We start from the raw sequence: 21,036 nt of genomic DNA, 5'->3' as shown, positions 1-21,036 counted from the left end.
AGCAACGGTTTCAACAGCGCGGCGCGCATGGTAAGGGGGCGCCATGACTCGGTCTTTGACAGTGGCGCTCGGCGCCGATCATGGTGGGGTAACCCTGAAGAACCGTCTTGCCGCCGTGCTGATCGAAGCCGGGCACGAGGTGCAGGATTATGGCACGGATGGCCCGGCCTCCGTCGATTATCCGGATTTCGCCCAGGCGGTCTGCGGCGCGGTTACCGAAAAACGTGCCGATTTCGGCATTCTGGTCTGCGGCACCGGCATCGGCATGTCGATCGCGGCCAACCGCCATCCCGGCATTCGCTGCGGGCTGGTGCATGATGTCACCACCGCCCGCCTGACCCGCGCGCATAACGACGCCAATGTGCTGGCGCTGGGCGCACGCGTGATCGGCGAGGAAGTGGCGCTGGATATTCTCGGCGCCTTCCTCTCCACCCCTTATGAAGGCGGGCGGCACCAGCGCCGGCTCGACAAACTCAACCAGACGACGGAATCCACGCCATGAACGATCAGAGCCTCGCCCCGCGTTTGCAGCGCTTCTTCAATGCCCCGCTCGCTGAAGTGGATCCCGATGTGGCGGCGATCATCGGCCGTGAGCTGGCGCGTGAGCAGGATGGCATCGAGCTGATCGCCTCCGAGAACATCGTCTCCGCCGCGGTGCTGGCCGCCCAGGGCTCGGTGTTCACCAACAAATATGCCGAGGGCTATCCCGGCAAGCGCTATTATGGCGGCTGCGGCCCTTCCGACGAGGTGGAAACGCTGGCGATCGAGCGCGCCAAGAAGCTGTTTGGCTGCGGCTTTGCCAATGTGCAGGCCAATTCCGGCTCTCAGGCCAACCAGTCCGTGCTGCTGGCTTTGGTGAAGCCGGGTGACACCATTCTGGGCATGTCGCTGGCTGCCGGTGGGCATCTCACCCATGGCGCCGCACCCAACCTCTCGGGCAAATGGTTCAACGCCGTGCAGTACGGCGTGCGCCGTGAGGACGGGCTGCTGGATTATGAGGAGCTGGAGCGTCTGGCCCGCGAGCATAAGCCCAAGCTGATCATCGCCGGCGGCTCCGCCTATCCGCGCTTCATCGATTTCGCCCGCATCCGCGCAGTGGCCGATGAAGTCGGGGCCTTCTTCATGGTCGATATGGCGCATTTCGCCGGGCTGGTTGCCGCCGGGATCTATCCGAGCCCGATCCCGCACGCCCATGTCGTCACCACCACCACCCACAAGACCCTGCGCGGTCCGCGTGGCGGCATGGTGCTGACCAATGACGAGGACATCGCCAAGAAGATCAACTCCGCGACCTTCCCCGGCCTGCAGGGCGGCCCGCTGATGCATGTGATCGCCGGCAAGGCCGTGGCTTTCGGCGAGGCGCTGACACCGGACTTCGTCGCCTACCAGAAGCAGGTGGCGGCGAATGCCAAAATGCTGGCGCAAACTTTGGTGGAGCAGGGGCTGGCGATCGTCTCCGGCGGCACTGACAGCCATTTGCTGCTGGTCGATCTGCGCCCGAAGAACACCACCGGCAAGGCGGCGGAGGCGAGCCTGGAGCGCGCCCATATCACCGCCAACAAGAACGCCATCCCGTTCGACCCGGCCAAGCCCGCCATCACCTCCGGCATTCGCCTCGGCACCCCGGCCGCGACCACGCGCGGCTTCGGCACCGAGGAGTTCAAACAGATCGGCCAGATGATCGGCGAGGTGCTGGACGGTCTGGCGAAGTCCAATGACGGCAGCAACGACGCCGCCGAGGCGGCGGTGGGGGCGCGGGTGAAGGCGCTCTGCGCGCGCTTTCCGATCTATCGGTAAGCCGCCGCGATGCGCTGCCCGTTCTGCGGCGATGCCGACACCCAGGTGAAGGATAGCCGCCCGACAGATGATAACAGCGCCATCCGGCGCCGGCGTTTCTGTGCGGGATGCGGGCAGCGTTTCACGACCGTCGAGCGCGTGCAGCTGCGCGAGCTGACGGTGGTGAAGGCCGATGGCAAGCGCGTCGCTTTCGACCGCGACAAGCTCGCCCGCTCCATCCGCGTGGCGCTGAACAAGCGCCCGGTGGATGAGGAGCGCCAGGAGCGTATCGTCAACGGCATTGTGCGCAAGCTGGAAGCCAGCGGCGAGGGTGAGGTGAAGAGCGAGGCGATCGGCGAGGCGGTGATGGAAGCGCTGAAGGCGATCGACGCGGTGGCCTATGTGCGCTTCGCGTCGGTTTACAGGGACTTCCGCGAAGCCCGCGATTTTGAAGCATTTCTCGGCGGCATGGACGGCGCGCCTTTGGCTCAGCCGGACCAGGAATGAGCGACGAGGAATTCATGCGTGCCGCGCTGGCCATGGCCCGGCGCGGATTGGGGCAGACCGCGCCCAACCCGTCGGTCGGCTGCGTCATCGTCAATCGGGGCCGGGTCGTCGGGCGGGGTTTTACCGCGCCGGGCGGGCGGCCGCATGCCGAGGTGAACGCGCTGGCCCAGGCCGGCGATGCGGCCCGTGGCGGCGTCGCCTATGTGACGCTTGAGCCCTGCAATTTTACCGGAAAATCAGGTCCTTGCACGGAAGCATTGATCCAGGCTGGGGTCTCCCGCGTGGTGCTCGGCGCGCAGGACCCGCATCCCAAGGTGAATGGCGCCGGCATCGCGCGGCTGCGCGCGGCTGGCATCAGCGTCACCGAGGGTGTGCTGGCGGCGGAATGCGAGGCTTCGATCGCTGGTTTTGCCATGGTGCAGCGCCAGGGCCGGCCGCTGCTGCGTCTCAAGCTGGCCAGTTCGTTGGATGGGCGCATCGCCACCGCCAAGGGTGAATCGAAATGGATCACCGGCGAGCCGGCCCGCCAGGCCGCGCATATGCTGCGCGGCACCCATGACGCGATCATGGTCGGTGTCGGCACCGTGCTGGAGGACGATCCCGAGCTGACCTGCCGGATCGAGGGCTATCGCCGCACGGATCTGGTCCGGGTGGTGGTGGACAGCCATTTGCGCACGCCCTTGCTCTCCAAGCTGGTACGCGGCGCGGCCCGGCATCCGCTGTGGATTTTGCACCGCGACGGCGCGGATAAATTGCGCGCCAAGGCGCTGACCCAGGCCGGGGTGAAGCTGATCGAGCTGCCGGCGGCCAGTATCGGGGTCGATCTGGTCGCGGCGATGAAAGCGCTGGCGCAGAACGGGCTTACCAGCGTGCTGGCCGAGGGCGGCGGCACCTTGGCGGCGGCTTTGCTGCGGGCCAATCTGGTCGACCGTCTCTCCTGGTTCCATGCCCCTTGCGTGATCGGCGGGGACGGTCTGCCCGCCGCCCAGGCCTTCGGCATCGCCAGCCTTGCGCAGATGCCGCGCTTTACCCAGATCTCATCGCGCCGCCTCGGCGCGGATATGCTGACGGATTTCATCCGCCAGCCCGTTTAAGGACCAGATTATGTTCACCGGATTGATCACCGGCGTCGGGCGCATCCGTGCCGTCAGCGCCATCGGCAACGGGCAGGATGCCCGCTTCACCATCGAAACCCCCGCCAACGAGGTCTGGTCCGGGGCGCAGAAGAAGCTGGGCGCCTCCATCGCCTGTTCCGGCGTCTGCCTGACCGTGATCGAGGCCGGGGATGACTGGTTCACCGTCGAGGTCTCCGCCGAGACGCTCTCCAAGACCAATCTCGGCGGCTGGCGCGCAGGCACCTTGGTCAATCTCGAAGGCTCGCTGCGGCTGGGCGATGAGCTGGGCGGGCATCTGGTCTCCGGCCATGTCGACGGGCTGGCCGAAGTGATCTCCGCCACCCCGGAAAATGGCTCGGTGCGCTGGCTGTTCGAGCTGCCGGAAGCGCTGGGCCCGTTCGTCGCGGCCAAGGGCAGCATCGCCATCAATGGCGTGTCGCTGACCGTCAACGAGGTCGAGGGCTTGCGCTTTGGCGTCAACATCATTCCGCACACCGCCGCGCACACGAATTTCTCTGCCCTGCGCCCTGGTGATAAGGTGAATGTGGAAATCGACATGCTGGCGCGCTATCTCGCCCGTCAGCTAAGCTTTAAGACGAACTAGGCTTATATCCGCCGGCCCCGCGGACCGGTGCGAAAGGATTGCGTATCATGGACGGCTTGAAGACCCTCTCCAGCTCCGGGCTGCATGACTATATCTCCCCGCCGGCGGAGATCATCGAGGAAGCCCGCGCCGGGCGCATCTTCATCCTGGTCGATGACGAGGATCGCGAGAATGAGGGCGATCTGGTGATCCCCGCCCAGTTCGCCACCCCGGATGCGATCAATTTCATGATCAAGCATGCGCGCGGCCTGGTCTGCCTGGCGATGACCAAGTCCCGCTGCGACACGCTCGGCCTGCCCTTGATGACCCAGGCCAATGGCAGCCGGCACGAGACCGCCTTCACCATCTCGATCGAGGCGCGGGAAGGCATTTCCACCGGCATTTCCGCGGCTGACCGTGCCCGCACCGTGGCGGTGGCGATCAACCCGGAGCTGGGCCGCGATGATATCGTCTCGCCCGGCCATATCTTTCCGCTGATGGCACGCGATGGCGGCACGCTGGTGCGCGCCGGCCATACCGAGGCGGCGGTGGATATCGCCCGCCTCGCCGGGCTGATCCCGGCCGGGGTGATCTGCGAGATCATCAATGATGACGGCACCATGGCAAGGCTGCCGGAGCTGGTGGCCTTCGCCCAGCGCCACAATATCAAGCTCGGCACCATCGCCGATCTGATCGCCTATCGGCGCACCAATGAGCGTCTGGTCAAGCGCGTCGAGCAGGGCAATGTCACCGCCCGCGATGGCGGCGCCTGGAAGATGATCGCCTTCGAGAGCAAGGTCGATGGGGTTGAGCATCTGGCGCTGGTGAAGGGCGATCTCTCCGGCGAAGATCCGGTGCTGGTGCGCATGCACGGCATGGAGCTGATCGGCGATGTGCTGGGTAACGGCCATATGGCGGCCCTGCATGAATCGATGCAGGAGATCGGCCGGGCCGGGCGCGGCGTCGTCGTCATCGTCCGCGATGCGCGGCAGAAGGCGATGTCCACCGGCCTGCGGGCGCTGATCGAGGGGACGCATGGTGGCCGCGATCTGCGCGATTACGGCATCGGCGCGCAGATCCTGCTGGATCTCGGGGTCAAGAACATGATCCTGCTCTCCAACCATAAGCGCAACATCATCGGTCTGGAGGGGTACGGGCTCAACGTGGTTGAGCAGCGCGGCCTCGCCGATTGCGATAGCAAGTAATATTTTCAAAGAGTTCAAAGTAGAGAGTCATGAGCACAGCCGACGCACCCTTGCCGGTGGCCCCGCAGATTGGCGGCCCGGCCCCCCGCATTCTCGTCATCAGCGCGCCTTATTATCGCGATGTGGTGGAGGGCATGCTGCACGCCGCCCAGGAGATTTTCGCCCAGGTGAAGGCCGAAGTGGAAATCATCGAAATCGCCGGCGCCTATGAGTTGCCGCAGGCGCTCGCCATCGCGGCCGGCGGCAAGGACGGATTTGACGGCTATGTCACGCTCGGCTGCGTGGTGCGTGGCGAGACCGACCATTACGAGTTCGTCTGCGATGCCGCGATGACCGGGATGATCAATGTGGCGGCGAGCCAGCGTCTGGCGCTGGGCACCGGGCTGCTGACCGTGGACACGCTGGCCCAGGCCCATGCCCGCTCGCGCGAGACCGGCGCCAATAAGGGCGCCGAGGCCGCCGTGGCTTGCCTGAAACAGATCGCGCTGAAGCGCCGGTTCGCCGCATGAGCCGCCCCCGTACCCTGTCGCGCGTTGCCGCCGTGCAGGCGCTGTATCAGTCTGAACACGCCCAGGTGAGTTCGGAGACGGTGATCGACCAGTTCGTCCGCCATCGCCTCGGCAGCCTGCCCTGGCAGGGCGGGCTGGAGGACGGCAAGATGCCGGAGGCGGATGTGCCGCTTTTCACTCGCATCGTGCGCACCGCCACCGAGCAGCAGGATGTGGTGGACGGCATGATCACCCAGGCGCTGCCGGAGAGCTGGCCGATGACCCGGCTGGATCCGGTGCTGCGCGCGGCTTTGCGCGCCGGCGGGGCGGAGCTGTGGATGAGCGACGGGCCGCCGGCGAAAGTGGTGATGAACGAGTATCTCGACGTCGCCCACGGCTTCTTCTCCGGCGATGAGCCGCGTATGCTCAACGGCGTGCTGGACAAGCTGGCGCATCTGCTGCGCCCGGCCGAGTTCAAGTCCAACGCTGGCTGATGGACGAATTCAGCCGGATCGAAACCTTCTTCGCTCCGCTCGCCGCCGCGGCGGGGTTGAGCCTGAAAGATGACGCCGCCATTCTCGCCCCGCCGCCGGGGCGCGAGCTGGTCTTCACCGTCGACCAGATGCTGGAGACGGTGCATTTTTTCTCCGATGACGATCCGGCGCTGATCGCCCGCAAGCTGTTGCGGCGGAATTTGTCCGATCTGGCGGCGATGGGGGCGGTGCCTCTGGGCTATCTGCTGACCACGGCGCTGCCGAAGCGGGTGGATGAAGCCTGGCTGGAAGCCTTCGCCAAGGGGCTGGGGCAGGATCAGGCGACATTCGGCATCGGGCTGCTGGGTGGCGATTCCTCCTCCTCACGCGCCGATATCGCGCTGAGTGCCACCTTGATCGGCCACGTCGCCCCCGGCCAGGCGCTACGGCGCAGCGGGGCCAGGGCAGGGGACGGGATATTCGTCACCGGCACCATCGGCGATGGCGCGCTGGGGCTGGAGGTGCGCCGAGGCAAGCTTGAGGACCCGACCGGCTTTCTGCGCCGCCGCTCCGTGCTGCCTGACCCGCGCGTGGGGTTGGAGCTGGCGGGGATTGTAAATGCCGCCATCGATATCTCGGACGGGCTGGTGCAGGATCTTGGCCATCTCTGCCGGGCGGGCGGTCTGCGGGCGGTGATCAATGCGCGGGACGTGCCGGCCTCGCCGGAGGCGGCGGCGCTGGGGGATGATGCGCTGGAGCTGCGGCTGACCGGCGGCGATGATTATGAGCTACTGCTGGCGGTGCCGCCGGAGAATGAGGCGGCGCTGCGGGCGGCCTGCGGTGCTGTGCCGGTCACGCGCATCGGAACCTTCCACCCTGGGGCAGGTGTGGTGGTGCTTGGCGCCGATGATGAACCCATGGCCTTGTCCGGGGCCGGCTGGAAACATTTCTAAAGGTTTTTTGGGGCCGCTTTTTTTCAAAAAAGCGGCGAAGATTCTTGGGGTGGTGGCAACGGCGTTGCCAAACCCCAAATCTTTTGCAGCCTTTTTTTGAAAAGAGGGCCGCCCCCCAAAAACTTTTTAAATCATTCCCACGTTGAGCGGCGGCGGCACCGGCACATGCGGCGGTGGCATTGGCGGGGCGTCGGCCGGGGGCTCATCCACCGGCGGCGGCTCGTCGCCATCGGGCGGGGGCTGGTCCCGCCCGGGTGGCGTTTGCGGCAGGACGATCCCCGCCGGCATCGGCCCGGCCGCCGTGGCGCTGCCGCCCACACGTCCATGCACCAGCTCATGGATGAAGCCGAGCTTGCGGATCACCGTTTCGGAAATCACGAACGGGTAGAGATCCTGCTGCCCCATCGAGCGGTTCAGCGAGTTCATCGCGAAGGTCAGCGGCAGCCAGGCCTCGATCAATTGCTCGACGCTCTCCGCCCGATGCGGGTCGAAATCGATATCCGCATGCAGCAGCTCATTCTCCGTCCGGCGCGGATGGATGCGCAGGCCAAAGGCGCTGGCGGTCTCCAGCGTGTCGACGATATGCAGATAATGCGCCCAGGTCTCGGCGAAATCCTCCCAGGGGTGCATGGTGGCGTAGGCGGAGATGTAGCTCTGCGCCCAGTTGGCCGGCGCGCCCTGCTCGTAATGGGCCTGCAACGCCTGGCCGTAATCGATGCTGTCATCGCCGAACACCGCGCGGCATTCATTGCGCCGCCCGGCATCGCGCACCAGCAGATTCCAGTAATAATGCCCGACCTCGTGGCGGAAATGGCCGAGCAGGGTCCGGTAGGGCTCGCCCATCTCGGTGCGGAATCTCTCGCGCATCGCGTCATCCGCCTCTTTCAGATTAATGGTGATCAAGCCCTCGTCATGGCCGGTGAGGATGCGCGGGCCGCTCGGCGGGTCGGCCAGGAAATCGAAAGCCAGCCCGGTTTGCGGATTTTCGGCGATGCTCTGGTGTGGCAGGCCAAGGCGCATCAGCGTGTAGAACAGCCGGTGCTTGGCCACTTCCATCTTCTGCCATTCAGCCAGATTTTCCGGCACGGAGAGGTCCGGAATAGTGCGGTTATGCTGGCAGGCGGCGCAGAGCCCATCCTGGGCGTTGGCCTGCACCAGCCAGTTGCAGGCGCCGTGCTGGGCATTGTCGCAATAGCGATAGCGCGTCTGGCCGCCGAGCGGGCGCAGCGCGTCGCCATCCTGCTCCAGGGTCAGCAGGGTCAGGCTCTCTGAATCGAATCCGAGCTGGTGCGCGCAGCGCTCGCAGGAGATGTTCTCGAAGAACAGAGTCTGGGCGCAGGATTTGCAGGAAAATAGACGCACGAAAATACCCCTCTGACCATTTTCGGTTCGAGGGGTATTTAGGTATGCCGGGCGAGATTTCCTGTGAAATCTCCGCCATATCCAAATTCACAGGCGGCTCGCGAAGCCAATTCCCAGGTCTTGGCCCGGGGCGAAGATCACTTGATCTTCGCGTCCTTGAACTTCACGTGCTTACACCGCGAAGATTACTTGATCTTCGCTTCTTTGAATTTCACGTGCTTACGCACGACGGGGTCATACTTGTTCATCTCAAGCTTCTGAGTCTGCGCACGGGCATTCTTCTTGGTCACGTAGAAGTAGCCGGTGTCGGCGGTGGAAACGAGCTTGATTTGAACGACGTTTGATTTGGCCATGATAAGAATCTCCAGAGCGGGCCGTATGGCCCAGCTATGCACGCTTCGTCAAGCGCTTCCGTTCAATGCAGAAGCGCGGCCTGGTACATTTCCGGGTTGCTGAGCAGGGCGATGGCCGCCTGCTCGTCCAGCGCGCCGCCAATATCGGCCGGGCAGGCGCTGCGCAGGGCGAGAATCCGGTCGATGCTGACCGGGGCGCGCACCGCACGCGCCTGCGCCAGCACCGGCGATTGCAGGTTGCGCCCCTGCGCCAGCGCGGCCAGCTGCTGGTTCAGCGCTTGCGGGCCGTTGCTGGTGCAGATCTGCGGCATCACTCCCATACCTTGCAGCGGCCAGCCACGCGGGGCCAGCACCCGGCTCCAGGTCACGTAGAGCTCGCCGCCATCGGGCAGGGCGGTCACGGTCTGCACCAGCCCCTTGCCCAGCGTTTCGGAGCCGATCACCACCGCCCGCCCGTCATCAGCCAAGGCGGAGGAGAGGATTTCGGCGGCGCTGGCGGTCTGTCCATCGACCAGCACGGCCAGGCGGGCGCCGTTGGTGAGGTCAGCCCCTTCGGCCTTGAACGCCTGGTCGGCATCCGGGTCGCGCCCGTTGGTCTCGGCGATCGGGCCGGATTGCAGCAGCGAATCGGCCACCAGCACCGCCTGGCGCAGCACCCCGCCGCGATTGCCGCGCAGATCCAGCACCAGGGCGGAAGGCGGTGGCGTCTGCGCCATCACCCCAGCCAGCGCCTGGGCGAACTGGTCGCCCGTGCCCTTGTTGAAGCCGCTAATCTTCAGCATCGCGATGCCCGGCGCCAGATCCGGTTCGGTAAACACGGTCTGCGGCGGGATGAAACCGCGGGTGAGGGTGAGGGCTTGCGGCGCCTGGCCGGCCTCGGCCACCGAGAGGCTGAGCTTGCTGCCGGGCAGGCCGGGCATGGCGTTGTTCAGCGCCTCCACCATCGAGGGATAGGCGGCGCGCCCATTCACCTGTGTGACGAGCATGCCCGGCTGCAGCCCAACATCCGACGCCGGGCTGTCGGCCGCCACCGCGCCGATCACCACCCGGCCGCCCTTTGCCGCCAGTGTCAGCCCGGTGCCGCCCAGCCCGGTGATCATCAGCTGGTCCTGCGCCGCCTGTACCGGGCTTTCATAGCGCGAATAGGGATCGAAATGGTTGAACAGCTCGTCGAAGAAATTGCCGATGATGCCTTGCGTGCCGGCCAGGCGCAAAGCCGGGGAGGCATTATAGGCCGCCAGCGCCACCTGGGCCGCCGCCTGTCCCCAGCCGGCGGCGTCGGTCGGCGGCGGGGCGGGCAGGGCGGCCAGCAGCCGGTCCGGCCCGTACAGGCGGATCTCCCCATCCTGCAGGGCGGTATTGAGATTGGGGTCCAGCGCCGCCAGCCCGTTCAGCCCCCACATGGTCATTTGCGGGATGGTGACGGGGTTGAGCGCGCGCGGGGCAATGTAAGTGAGGGCGGCGGACCACACGCTGGCGGCCGCGGCCGTATCGAAACTGGCGGTGGCGGCCGCGGCATCGGCCGTGCGGCACCACAGCCCCGGCGGCAGCAGCAGGCAAAGCAGCAAGAGTAGCCCAGCGCGCTTCACTTGCGCCGCTTCTGCTTCGCTTTTGTCGGTTTCACCGGGGTCACGCGCCCGCCGGCCCGCCGGCGCACCGGCCCGGCGGCAGCGTCCGGCAGCCCGGCCAGCCCCAGCAGCAAGCCGCCGGTCACGGGCTTTGCCTCGTTCAGCCTCACCTCGATCTCCTGCGCCAGGGAAAACACCGCCCGGCTGCGGCGGCCGGACAGAGTTTGGGTGCGTTCGTCGAACATCCAGAAATCGTCCGGCAGACTAGCCATACTCAAGAACCCGCTCGCACCACTTTCCGTTAAAGTGGCGAAGAGACCGAACTTCGTCACCCCCGAAATCCGGGCGGCGAACAACTCTCCGACGCGGTGTTGCAAATACAGCGCAAGATAACGATCCGAGGAATCGCGCTCGGCCATGGTGGCGCGCCGCTCGGTCGCGGTGATGTGCTCGGCGATGTCGGCAAACCCTGCGATTTCATCGTCTTGCAGCCCATCGCGGCCGAGCTTGAGGCCTTTGATGAGGGCGCGGTGCACCAGCAGATCCGCATAGCGGCGGATCGGCGATGTGAAATGCGCATAACGGCCAAGGGCCAGGCCGAAATGGCCGATATTGTCCGGCGCATACTCCGCCTGGCTCTGGGCGCGCAGCATGGTCTCATTGACCATGGTGGCGGCGGGCGTGCCGGCGACAAGGCGCAGAATCCCGTCCAGATCGCGCGGGTGCAACTGGTCCCCGGGTTTCAGCGAGATATCCAGCGTGGAGAGGAAGCTGCGCAGATTATCCAGCTTCTCCGGGCTGGGCGGGGCGTGCACGCGGTACATGCAGGGCAGTTTCAGCCGCTCCAGCTCCTCCGCCGCGCAGACATTGGCGAGGATCATGAATTCCTCGATCAGCCTGTGGCTGGCCAGACGCGGGCGCGGCGCGACGGATTGCACCTGCCCATCCGCGCCCAAGCTTACCTTGCGCTCCGGCAGATCCAGATCCAGCGTGCCGCGCCGCTCCCGCGCCTCGCTCAGCGCGTGGTAGGCGGCGTAGAGATGGGCGTGGTTTTCGGGGTTATCCTCGAACTCTTCCTGCACCTGCTCATAGGTTTTGCGCGCCGCCGAGCGCATCAGCCCGCGCCCGAAACGGTGGCGGATTTTATTGCCGTGCACGTCGATATGCATTTCGACGAACAGGCAGCCGCGCTCCTCACCGGGTTTGAGCGAGCAGAGCCCGTTGGAGAGTTCCTCGGGCAGCATCGGCACCACCCGGTCGGGGAAATAGCAGCTATTGCCGCGGGCCTTGGCGTCCTTGTCCAGCCCGCTGCCGGGTTTCACATAATGCGCGACATCGGCGATGGCGACGATCAGCCGGTAGCCATGCGGCTCCGGCGCGGCGAACACCGCATCGTCGAAATCCCTGGCATCGGCGCCGTCGATGGTGATCAGCGGCAGCTCGCGCAGATCCGTGCGCTTGCCCAGCGCGACATTCTTCGCCCGCTTCGCCTCTTTCAAGGCGGCTTCGGAGAACTCCATCGGGATGCCGTGCTGGGCGATGGCGATGAGGCTGACATTGCGGGCATCGCTGGCATTGCCCAGCCGCTCGGTAATGCGCGCCGGCTTCGGGCCGAACGGCTTGCCGGGCAGCGGCTCGGCGCGGACGATCTCGCCTTCCTCGGCCTCCATCGTCTCCCCGGCTGGCACCACCCATTCGCCCTTCTGGCGCTTCTCCGTCGGCTCGATGCGCCCGCCATGAGGGGCTTTATGGAACAGCCCGACAATGCTGCCGGACTGGCCTTCGACGCGCTTGAGCGTGCGGCCCTCATATTTATCCGGGCCGATCTGGCGCAGCCGCGCCATCACCTTGGCGCCGGGGGCGAGGGCGGCGGCGCCCTTGCGCTCGGGCTGCATGAAGATCACCGGCGGGCGGCCTGGTCCCTCCCAGAGCACCGGCTTGGCGATGGCCTCGCCATCGCGGTCGATTCCGGTGACTTCGACCATCGCGTTTTCCGGAAGCCGTCCCGCCTCGGTGAAGCGCTTGCGCCCGGCGCGCTCGGCATGGCCCTCCACCTCCAGCGATTTCAGGATGCCGCGCAGCCCCTTGCGGTTCTCCGGCGTGACCGAGAAGGCGCGCACCACATCGCGAAAATGCGGCGGGCTCACGGCCTCGGCCAGGAAGCGCTTCACCGAGTCGCGGCTGGGCAGCGCGGTTTGCGGCTTGTCCCGGGCCGGTTTGGCGGCTTTCGGCTTGGTCTGCTTCGTCCTGGTCTTCATGACCTCTAGTATGGGGCCGGGAGCGGTTTCCGGCCATGTCTGTTTGCGGGTCTGTTTGCGGACAAATCGATGGTTGATTGCGATACCGAATCGTGTAACCTGGCGTTGTGAGCGGCATCATCAGCATCAAGCTTCCCGCGACGATCACGGCCATCGAGGGGCAGCCCACGCTCTCCTCCCTGGCGGGGCTGCCCTATGGCCTGGCGGTGAGCGATCCGAATGCAGGCGCGAATATCACGCTGGAGCTTGTCGCGGCGAATGCGGCGGCGGCGATGAGTGCCAGCGCCACCAGCGGCGCCTCGGTGTCGGCCAAAAACAACACGCTGGTGATCTCGGGCTCCCAGGCACAGGTGAATGCGGCTCTCTCCAGCCTGCAGATCAGCGAGGCGGCCGGAGCGGGCACGGATCTGATCTCCCTGCAGGCGGCCGATAATTACGGGAGCCTGGCCAGCAGCACGCTGGCGCTGACGCTGGTGCCGGAGAACCCCCCGGCCTTTGTCGACCCGACCTTGCTGGTGACGATTTCGCCCAACCAGCCGCAGACCCTTCCCGCTCTGCTGCTCGCCGACCCCGCCGCCAGCGCCCTGGCGGCGATGGGGTTGGGCGCGCAGGAGACGCTGCAGCTCACTTTGTCCGTGGCCGAGGGGGTGCTGATGCTCCCCGGCTATTCCCCCCTCTCCGGGATCGAGGCCAGCGGCATCGGCAGCGGCACCATCGAGCTGACCCTGGCGGCGAACGAGATCGGCGCGCTGAACACGCTGCTGACCTCGCTGGAATTTGCCGGGCCGACCATCTCCGGCGGCCAGCATCTTGAGTATGAGGCCTGGAATCTCAGCGGGGTGCTGCCGCAGGAGGTCACATACGGCAATCTGTTCCTCTATAATGTCGGCCTCGCCCCGGCAACCGCGAGCTATACGCTGGGCGGGCAGACGCTGGTGACCGGGGCGCAGAGCCTGGCCGGCACGCTTGCCGTCACCGGGCTGACCGCGCTGATGGGCAATCTCACCGCCGGCGGGCTCTCTATTGCCGCAGGCGGTGTGCTGGAGATGCCGGCCAATTCGTTGCTGCTCAGCGGCACCGCCTATGATTTCGGGGGGCTGGCGGCGCAATCGGTGATCGAGAGCGGGCAGTTGCTCATCGGCAATGCGGCCAGCTTGCAAGGCGAGCTGGTGCTGGGAACCAATGCGGTGGCGAATTTCGCCAACGGGCTGGGGGTCGGCGCCGGGGCTGCGAATGACTACCAGGAAGGGATCAGCCTGGCGGCCGGGGCGATCCTGGAGGGCAGCGGCACGCTCAGCGTCGGGGGGTTTTCCCAGTCCGGGATGATCGATGGCAGCGGCACGCTGCTGGCGCTGGGCGGCAGCACGCTGGAAATCGATGCCGGGATGATCGCGACGGGCACGCATCTGGAGGTCGCTGGCGGCGGCGTCATGGTGCTCGGCCCGCAAACCCCGCTCTTCGGGATTTTCAATACCACGCCGCTGACCATTGCCAGCGGTGTGACGCTGGGCTTTGGCGGGCCGGGTGTGGCGACGATCGGCGGCGGCTTCGCCGGCACGCTGGGCGGCAGCGGCGGCGCCTTCGTCATCACCGGGCCGCAGGATTTCTCCGGCACCGTCACCGGCTTCGCGGTCGGCGACGCCTTGATCTTCCCCGGCCTCACCGGGCTGACGGTGAAGGATGTGAACACCCTCTCCGGCACTTCCAGCTTCGTCGTCGCCGGGGTGGACAGCAACGGGGTTACCGACAGCTATACGATTGCCGCCAACATCCCCACCGGACTGTTCCCCGCCACCAGCTTCGATTCCGCCGGGGACCCGGAGGTGGTGCTGCATTCCAGCCTGGCGACGATCAGCAGTGGCGGGCTGTTCGCCGCCAGCGCCGGGGTGACGCAGCCATTGCTCGGCCTCAGCCTGGCATTGGCCGCGCCGACGACCCAGGCGCTCAGCCTGACCCTGACCACCGCCCATGGCAGCCTGAGCGTCGGGAGCAGCGTTGGCAGCACGCTGACGCTGAGCGCGATCAATCTGCAGCTGATGAACGCGCAGCTGGCCGCCCTGCTTTATACCGGCACCGGGGCGCTGGATGTGCTCACCATCAGCAGCGGGTCGGGCATTCTCTCCGGGTTGATCGATTATGAGGGGATCGGCAAAGGCAGCACCGGCACCGTGAATGGCTATTCCGGACTGGGGCTGACCGCCGGCGAATTCGTTTCCTTCGGCAGCAGCGGCGGGCTCTATACCGATAATGTGGCGCACGCGCTGGGCGGGGCGCTGATCACCGGCGCGGTGGATTTCGAGGACCCGTTCCAGGCCAGCGGCTATTCCGGCACCGCGCTGGAGGTCGATGGCGGCGGGCTGGCGCGCGGCGCGGGTGGCGCTGGGCGGCAATGTCACGCTGGGCGATGTTGGCGGGGCAGGGGCGCTGGAGGTGCTGAGCCAGGCGGTCAGCCTGGCCGGGACGCTGACCATGGCCGCCTCCGGCGCCGGGGCGGGCAGCCTGGCCGTGCTGGGGGCGATGAGCATTGGCGGCGCGGCGCTGGTGGGCGTCGCGGGCAACGCCACTCTCTATGCCGCCGGGAGCCTTGCCGCCGGAAGCCTGACGCTGGGCAGCGGCGGGGTGCTGGAGGCCACCGGCGCGGCGACTTTGTCCCTGGGCAGCCTCGGCAATCGCGGCGGCGTCACCCTGGCGGGCGGCGCGCGGCTGGATGCCAGGAATTATGCCGGTGCTGGCGGGCTGACGCTGGGCGGTAGCGCGCGGATGAATATCGCCGGCACCGCCAACCTCAGCGGCGGCCTTGTCAGTTTGGGCGTGGGCACCAGCCTGCAGGCGGCCAGCCTGGTGGAAAGCGCCGGCCAGCTCAGCATCGCCGGGACGCTCGCCACCACCGGCGCGATGAGTCTGTTCAACGCGCAGCTCGATAATGGCCTCGTGCAGGCGGGCACGCTCAGCCTCGCCGGCACGCTGGCGGGCCATGGCATCATCGATGCCGGCACGCTCATCGATACCGGCACGCTCATCGTCCAGGGCGGGGATCTGCTGCTGGCCGGGGGCAGCCTGATCGGCGGCGGTGTGGTGGAGATCGGCAGTCAGGCGACTCTGGAGCTGAACAGCGCCGATCTGGCCAGCACGCCGATCAGCTTCACCGGCACCTCCAGCCTGCTGGTTCTGGATGATGTCGCCGCCGGCATGCCGGGCATCGCCAATATGTCCAGCTTCGATGCGGTGGATCTGGTCGGCGTCGCCCCGTCTCTGGTCGGGCTGGCGGGCAGCACCATCAATGTCCGCAACGCTCAGGGCAGCCTCACCGCGTCCTTCACGCTGGGCACCGCCGCCGGGGCGCTGCCGGCGGTGAGCGTGATCGCGGATGGCAGCGGCGGGGCGTTGCTCACGCTCGGCGGCGAACTCCCGTGCTTTGCCCGCGGCACCGGCATCCTCACCCCGCACGGCTACCGCCCGATCGAGGCGCTGCGCCCGGGCGATCCGGTGATCACCACCCGCGGCGAGCGCCGGCCGGTGCGTTGGCTGGGCTGGAGCGTGCTGGACCTCAATCACGGCCCCGGCCAGGAGGCCCGCCCGGTGCTGATCCGCCCCGGCGCGTTTGGCCCCGGCAAGCCGGCCCGGCCGGTGCGGCTCTCACCTTCGCACGGGGTTTATGTCGAGGGGGTGCTGGTGCCGGCCGCGCTTCTGGTCAACGGCGCCACCATCCGGCGCGATACGGCGATGCCCGCCATCACCTATTACCATCTGGAGCTGGACCGCCATGACGCGGTATCGGCCGAGGGGCTGGCCTGTGAATCCTATTTCTGCGACGGCAACCGGGACTGGCTGAGCCACGAGCTGGGGCGCCGCAGCCCGGCACGCCGCCCCTTCGCCGCCACCGTGACCGGCGGGCCGCGTCTGGCCGCCATCCGCCGGACGCTGCACGAGCAGGCGCTGCGGGCCGGCTTCACCCCCGGCTTCCTGCCCCGGCTGCGCGCCGTGGCGGCGGGGCAGGATGTGCTGCCCTGCTTCGCCGGCCCCGGTGGCTGGCGTCAGGCCCGGTTCAGCCTGGCGCAGCCGGCGCGCGAGCTGATCCTGCTCGCCCCGTCCTGCGCCCCGGCGGAGACCGACCCGGACTCGGAGGATCGGCGGGCGCTGGGGCTTTGCCTGGGCGATACGCCCGGTTTGCGGCTGGGCGCGGGCTGGCTGGCGCGCGCGCCGGGTGATATCGGGGACTGGATGGGCAGCCGCGCCAGCCTGCTCAGCCCCCGGCCGCGCCGGCACTGGCAGCTTGCCATCGCCGCCTTGCCGCAAAGCTGGCAGCGCGCGCAGGGCAGCCCTCCGGGATTTCGGCCGCCCCCGGCCATTGACGCCCCCGGCTCAACAGGATAGACGCGCCCCTCGTTGCCGGGAACGTGGACGAGCGGTGGTCGCTCGCGCCCGCTCTCTGTTTTGCCCACAGGATATTGTGGCTGAACGGAAGAGACTACTGGCGGTTTTAACAAGAAGGGTAACTGCGCCATGACCAAGCGCACTGAAAGCAAGTATAAGATCAACCGCCGCTTGGGCGTGAATCTGTGGGGCCGTGCGAAGTCCCCGGTGAACAAGCGCGAATACGGCCCCGGCCAGCATGGCCAGCGCCGCAAGAAGCCGTCCGATTTCGGCGTGCAGTTGATGGCCAAGCAGAAGCTCAAGGGCTATTACGGCAACATCTCCGAGAAGGCCTTCTATAAGTATTATGAAGAGGCCGTGCGCCGTAAGGGCGACACCTCCGAGAACCTGATCGAGCTGCTGGAGCGCCGCCTGGATGCGGTCATCTACCGCCTCAAATTCGCGATCACCCCGTTCGCGGCCCGTCAGTTCGTCTCGCATGGTCACGTCACCGTCAACGGCCAGCGCGTCAACATCCCCTCCTATCAGGTGAAGGATGAGGACGTGATCGAGGTCCGCGAGAAGTCCAAGCAGCTGGCCGTGGTGCTCGATGCCGCGCAGAGCGGCGAGCGCGATGTGCCGGAATATGTCGAGGTGGATCACCGCGCCATGAAGGGCCGCTTCCTGCGCGCCCCGAAGCTGGCCGATGTGCCCTTCCCGGTGCAGATGGAACCGCATCTGGTGGTCGAGTTCTACTCCCGCTAAGATCTGGATCTTCCAGGAAAACGGCGCCTTCGGGCGCCGTTTTTTTTGGTCACAAGGACGAGACGCGGCTGTTACACGCTGGCCTTAGAAAGAGCGCATCGACAGTTTTCTTGGGAGTATCCGATGCGTCGTATTGTTTTTGCTTCTTTGCTGGCGCTGGCACCTGGCCTCGCCTTCGCGCAAGCCGCCGATAACGGCGCCAACCCACCGCCGCCGCCCCCGCCGGGGATGGCGGGTGGGATGGGGGACATGGGCCCCGGCCCGATGGGCCCGCATGGCGGCCCCTGGCACCATCACGGGATGGGCCCGCAGCGTTTCCTGACGGATTTCTATGCGGCCAATACCAGCCATGACGGCCATCTGACCTTGGCCCAGGCCAAGGCGGCCGATTTCAAGCCGGTGGTCGATCATTTCAGCCAGATCGACACCGCCAAGCGCGGCTATGTCACCTTCTACGACATCGAAGCCTGGCATATGGATGAGATGGCCAAGCATCTGCAGGACGACGCGGCCAAGCTGCGCGCCCGGGATAGCTAAAGGCCACATGAAAGCAAATCTTTGAAAAACTTATAAAAGTTTTTCGGGGCGTGGGGGCTTTTTACAAAAAGCCCCCACATCGCTTCGCGGCCTTTTTAAAAAATCCAGCCCCCAAAATATCTTTAGGAATTGCGGGCCGAGACAAACACCCGATGCGCTATTGGTTCAGCTGGCCGGCATGCTGCCCGGCGCGTCCGGTGGCAAAGCGCGGCTCTGCTTCCTGCGCCGGGTCGCCGGTGACGAACATTTCGTGGGCGATCTGGCCCCATGTCGGCTCCGGCCGCGCCTGCGAAGCGGGCGCCGCGTCCGCGCCGCCGGAGGGTTTTGCGCCGCCCGTCGTGCTGGCGCCGTCCGGCAGGATTTGGGAGCCGATGGAATCCGGGCCGAACAGATGCACGGTGATGCCCGAGGGCGGCGGGTTGGGCAGCGGGCGCGCCAGGGCCGGGCAGGCGGCCAGGCAGGCCAGAAGGGCGGTGGGCAGAATTTTCAACTGAGCGGGCTCCGTGGTCGTCGCCCCATCATCGCGCCAGGCTTGCATGGCGGCAAGCCGCTTTACGCGCAGCTGGAACGCGCGCCCGTCTTGTAACCAGTCTTGTTGCCAGTCCTGTTGCCCCTCTCGCGGCTTGTCCTGCCAGGGCGTTCGGTCTGGGCAGGCTTCTAATCGCTCTGCCAGACCCGCCAGCGCGGCGCGCTGGGGGCGCCGGGCTCGGGGGCGTCTTCGTTCTGCAGTTGGCGCAGCATCATGGCCGCATGTTCCATCACGGTTTCCGCATCCTCGCCTCTGCCCGGCCAGCGCGGCACCACCCCTACATTCAGCAGCGTCCGTTCCGGCAGCAAGGCCGGCAAGGTCGTGCAGAATTTCGCCGCCCGTTCGCCGCCGGTGAGATGGTCCATCCCATCGCACCAAAGCCCGATGACCTGCTCCCCCACCCGGCCCAGCAGGTCTGTCGGGCGCATAATGTCGCGCAGCTCCTCCGCGAGACGCAACGCCACCGCCGGCCGCAGCTTCGCATTCAACGGGCCGAAGCCGATATAAAGCAGCGTGCCCGGTTGCTCCTCGACATCGAGCCGGTCCAGCCGCCGGGTGATTTCGGTGGCGAAGGTGGCGCGGCTCCACAGCCCGGTTTCCACATCCAGCATCGTGCCCGGGCTGAAGCCGGGACGCGCGGCGCGTTCGGCATGGCGGTCCGGCAACACCAAATCGGGTGTTTCCAGATCGAACAACAGCCCGTAAGTGCCGGCGATCTGGCTGCCCTCCCTGCGCGGCGCCAGCGAGAGCCGATAGAGCCGCATGGCGCCATCCGGCCCGGCCAGGCGCAGCCGCCCGTGCCAGGCGACGCATTCCACGCAGATTGTGGTGATGATCGAGCGTAGCTCATTGGCGCTCACCGCGGCCTCTTCCTGGTTGCCGCCAGCCAGCAATATGGTGAATTCCTGCCCCATCAGCGCCGCCGTGGGGCGGCCCAAAGCGCGGCCGGGGCCAAAGGCGGTGAAGCGGCCCAGCGGATCTGTCTCGAAGGCGAAATCCGCGAGCGTGGCGCCGACGGCAAGCCAGGAGGCCGGCGCCAGACGCGCGCCGGCGGGAGGAAAAAGCGGCGAACGGGTCATAAAGGACTCCTAAAACCCGATGCTTAACAGCGCTTTAAGCCCGCTTGGCCGGGCGGTTCAGCGCCCGGTCTGGCCGCGATGGCGCAGCAGATGGTCGGCCAGCACGCAGGCCAACATCGCTTCGCCCACCGGCACGGCGCGGATGCCGACACACGGGTCATGCCGGCCCTTGGTCATCACCTCCACCTCCTCGCCATCGGCACTCACCGAGCGCTTCGGGATCAGGATGGAGCTGGTCGGCTTCACCGCGAATCGGGCCAGAATCGGCTGGCCGGTGGCGATGCCGCCGAGGATGCCGCCGGCATGGTTGGAGAGGAATTCAATCTCCCCATCCTTCATCCGCATCTCATCGGCATTCTCTTCACCGCGCAAGGCGGCAGAGGCAAACCCATCGCCGATCTCCACCCCCTTCACCGCGTTGATGCTCATCAGCGCGGCGGCGATATCCGCATCCAGCTTGCCATAGATCGGCGCGCCCAGGCCCGGCGGCACCCCCTCGGCGACGATCTCCAGCACCGCGCCGATGGAGGAGCCGGATTTGCGCACCGCATCCAGCTCGCCTTCCCAGGCTTGCGCGGCGGTCGCATCGGGGCAGAAGAACGGGTTCTGCTCCACCTGCGCCCAGTCCCAGTTGGCGCGATCGATGGCATGCGCCCCCATCGCCACCATGGCGCCGCGAATCACCACGCGCGCGCCCAGCACCTTGCGGGCAATCGCCCCGGCGGCCACCCGCATCGCGGTTTCGCGGGCGGAGGAGCGCCCGCCACCGCGCGGGTCGCGATGGCCGTATTTCATGTCATAGGCCACATCCGCATGGCCGGGCCGGTAGCGCGCCGCGATATTGGCGTAATCCTTCGAACGCTGATCGGTATTCTCGATCATCAGCGAAATCGGCGTGCCGGTGGTCTTGCCCTCATGCACGCCGGAGAGGATTTTCACCTCGTCCGGCTCCTGGCGTTGGGTGGTGAAGCGCGAAGTGCCGGGCCGGCGGCGATCCAGAAAGGGCTGGATATCCGCTTCCGAAAGCTCAATGCCCGGCGGGCAGCCATCCACCACCGCGCCGATCGCCGGCCCGTGGCTCTCGCCCCAGGTGGTGACGCGAAACAGCTGCCCGAATGTGTTGAAGGACATG

General features: G+C 66.8%; 20 protein-coding genes. 13 read left to right on the top strand and 7 right to left on the bottom strand.

The window, feature by feature from the left end:
• Positions 1-43: 43 nt before the first annotated feature.
• From rpiB to thiL, 9 genes are read left to right on the top strand one after another with little or no spacing between them, the layout of a single operon-like run.
• Positions 44-502, top strand: coding sequence for a ribose 5-phosphate isomerase B (gene rpiB / locus ACZ46S_RS03620; protein WP_464063395.1), 459 nt, complete (start codon positions 44-46; stop codon positions 500-502).
• Entirely contained in the window at positions 499-1,797 is a 1,299-nt protein-coding gene (glyA, locus tag ACZ46S_RS03615; RefSeq protein ID WP_464063394.1) for a serine hydroxymethyltransferase, read from the top strand. Before rpiB ends, glyA begins: the two co-directional genes overlap by 4 nt.
• Before the next feature lie 9 nt (positions 1,798-1,806).
• On the top strand, positions 1,807-2,283 hold the full coding sequence (gene nrdR, locus ACZ46S_RS03610) for a transcriptional regulator NrdR (RefSeq protein ID WP_008493093.1): 477 nt from the start codon (positions 1,807-1,809) through the stop codon (positions 2,281-2,283).
• On the top strand, positions 2,280-3,377 hold the full coding sequence (gene ribD, locus ACZ46S_RS03605; protein WP_464063393.1) for a bifunctional diaminohydroxyphosphoribosylaminopyrimidine deaminase/5-amino-6-(5-phosphoribosylamino)uracil reductase RibD: 1,098 nt from the start codon (positions 2,280-2,282) through the stop codon (positions 3,375-3,377). Before nrdR ends, ribD begins: the two co-directional genes overlap by 4 nt.
• Before the next feature lie 10 nt (positions 3,378-3,387).
• Complete coding sequence (locus ACZ46S_RS03600; RefSeq protein WP_295739453.1) at positions 3,388-4,002, top strand: riboflavin synthase; 615 nt, start codon at positions 3,388-3,390, stop codon at positions 4,000-4,002.
• A 47-nt stretch (positions 4,003-4,049) separates the two neighbouring features.
• Entirely contained in the window at positions 4,050-5,186 is a 1,137-nt protein-coding gene (gene ribB, locus ACZ46S_RS03595; protein WP_295739451.1) for a 3,4-dihydroxy-2-butanone-4-phosphate synthase, read from the top strand.
• A gap of 29 nt (positions 5,187-5,215) precedes the next feature.
• Entirely contained in the window at positions 5,216-5,695 is a 480-nt protein-coding gene (gene ribH / locus ACZ46S_RS03590) for a 6,7-dimethyl-8-ribityllumazine synthase (protein WP_464063392.1), read from the top strand.
• Positions 5,692-6,168 carry a transcription antitermination factor NusB gene (gene nusB / locus ACZ46S_RS03585; RefSeq protein WP_295739447.1) on the top strand — a complete coding sequence of 159 codons (477 nt, stop codon included), beginning with the start codon at positions 5,692-5,694 and terminating at the stop codon, positions 6,166-6,168. Before ribH ends, nusB begins: the two co-directional genes overlap by 4 nt.
• Complete coding sequence (gene thiL, locus ACZ46S_RS03580) at positions 6,168-7,100, top strand: thiamine-phosphate kinase (protein ID WP_464063391.1); 933 nt, start codon at positions 6,168-6,170, stop codon at positions 7,098-7,100. Before nusB ends, thiL begins: the two co-directional genes overlap by 1 nt.
• 126 nt (positions 7,101-7,226) lie before the next feature.
• Here the strand turns inward: thiL and ACZ46S_RS03575 are convergent, their stop codons facing one another.
• The 4 genes from ACZ46S_RS03575 to rnr all read right to left on the bottom strand — a co-directional run bounded on the left by ACZ46S_RS03575 (position 7,227) and on the right by rnr (position 12,641).
• Positions 7,227-8,462 (bottom strand): zinc-binding metallopeptidase family protein, encoded by a 1,236-nt coding sequence (locus ACZ46S_RS03575; protein WP_464063390.1) that lies wholly within the window; start codon positions 8,460-8,462, stop codon positions 7,227-7,229.
• A 185-nt stretch (positions 8,463-8,647) separates the two neighbouring features.
• The gene (rpmG, locus tag ACZ46S_RS03570) at positions 8,648-8,815 is read right to left on the bottom strand and encodes a 50S ribosomal protein L33 (RefSeq protein WP_008493085.1); all 168 of its coding nucleotides are present in this window, start codon (positions 8,813-8,815) and stop codon (positions 8,648-8,650) included.
• A gap of 62 nt (positions 8,816-8,877) precedes the next feature.
• Positions 8,878-10,404, bottom strand: a complete 1,527-nt coding sequence (locus ACZ46S_RS03565; RefSeq protein WP_464063389.1) for a S41 family peptidase — start codon at positions 10,402-10,404, stop codon at positions 8,878-8,880.
• On the bottom strand, positions 10,401-12,641 hold the full coding sequence (gene rnr, locus ACZ46S_RS03560; RefSeq protein ID WP_464063388.1) for a ribonuclease R: 2,241 nt from the start codon (positions 12,639-12,641) through the stop codon (positions 10,401-10,403). Before rnr ends, ACZ46S_RS03565 begins: the two co-directional genes overlap by 4 nt.
• A 107-nt stretch (positions 12,642-12,748) precedes the next feature.
• Between rnr and ACZ46S_RS03555 the strand changes: the two genes are divergently transcribed.
• From ACZ46S_RS03555 to ACZ46S_RS03540, 4 genes are all read left to right on the top strand, one after another.
• Positions 12,749-15,394, top strand: coding sequence for a hypothetical protein (locus ACZ46S_RS03555; RefSeq protein WP_464063387.1), 2,646 nt, complete (start codon positions 12,749-12,751; stop codon positions 15,392-15,394).
• 7 nt (positions 15,395-15,401) lie between these two features.
• Positions 15,402-17,015: a Hint domain-containing protein gene (locus tag ACZ46S_RS03550; RefSeq protein ID WP_464064321.1), complete on the top strand. Its 1,614-nt coding sequence runs from the start codon at positions 15,402-15,404 to the stop codon at positions 17,013-17,015.
• 129 nt (positions 17,016-17,144) lie between these two features.
• The gene (gene rpsD, locus ACZ46S_RS03545; protein WP_026438762.1) at positions 17,145-17,759 is read left to right on the top strand and encodes a 30S ribosomal protein S4; all 615 of its coding nucleotides are present in this window, start codon (positions 17,145-17,147) and stop codon (positions 17,757-17,759) included.
• A 123-nt stretch (positions 17,760-17,882) separates the two neighbouring features.
• Positions 17,883-18,296 (top strand): hypothetical protein, encoded by a 414-nt coding sequence (locus ACZ46S_RS03540; protein ID WP_464063386.1) that lies wholly within the window; start codon positions 17,883-17,885, stop codon positions 18,294-18,296.
• Positions 18,297-18,453: 157 nt separating this feature from the next.
• Here ACZ46S_RS03540 and ACZ46S_RS03535 read toward each other — a convergent pair whose 3' ends face one another.
• The 3 genes from ACZ46S_RS03535 to aroC form a co-directional block, all read right to left on the bottom strand.
• On the bottom strand, positions 18,454-18,834 hold the full coding sequence (locus ACZ46S_RS03535) for a hypothetical protein (RefSeq protein WP_464063385.1): 381 nt from the start codon (positions 18,832-18,834) through the stop codon (positions 18,454-18,456).
• Positions 18,835-18,953: 119 nt separating this feature from the next.
• Positions 18,954-19,904 carry a GGDEF domain-containing protein gene (locus ACZ46S_RS03530; protein ID WP_464063384.1) on the bottom strand — a complete coding sequence of 317 codons (951 nt, stop codon included), beginning with the start codon at positions 19,902-19,904 and terminating at the stop codon, positions 18,954-18,956.
• A 57-nt stretch (positions 19,905-19,961) separates the two neighbouring features.
• Positions 19,962-21,035: a chorismate synthase gene (aroC, locus tag ACZ46S_RS03525; RefSeq protein WP_464063383.1), complete on the bottom strand. Its 1,074-nt coding sequence runs from the start codon at positions 21,033-21,035 to the stop codon at positions 19,962-19,964.
• Position 21,036: the final 1 nt, after the last annotated feature.

Source organism: Acidocella aluminiidurans (assembly GCF_055383125.1).
The sequence above is the reverse complement of the archived record's forward strand: the minus strand, read 5'-3'. Positions and strand labels throughout refer to the sequence as shown.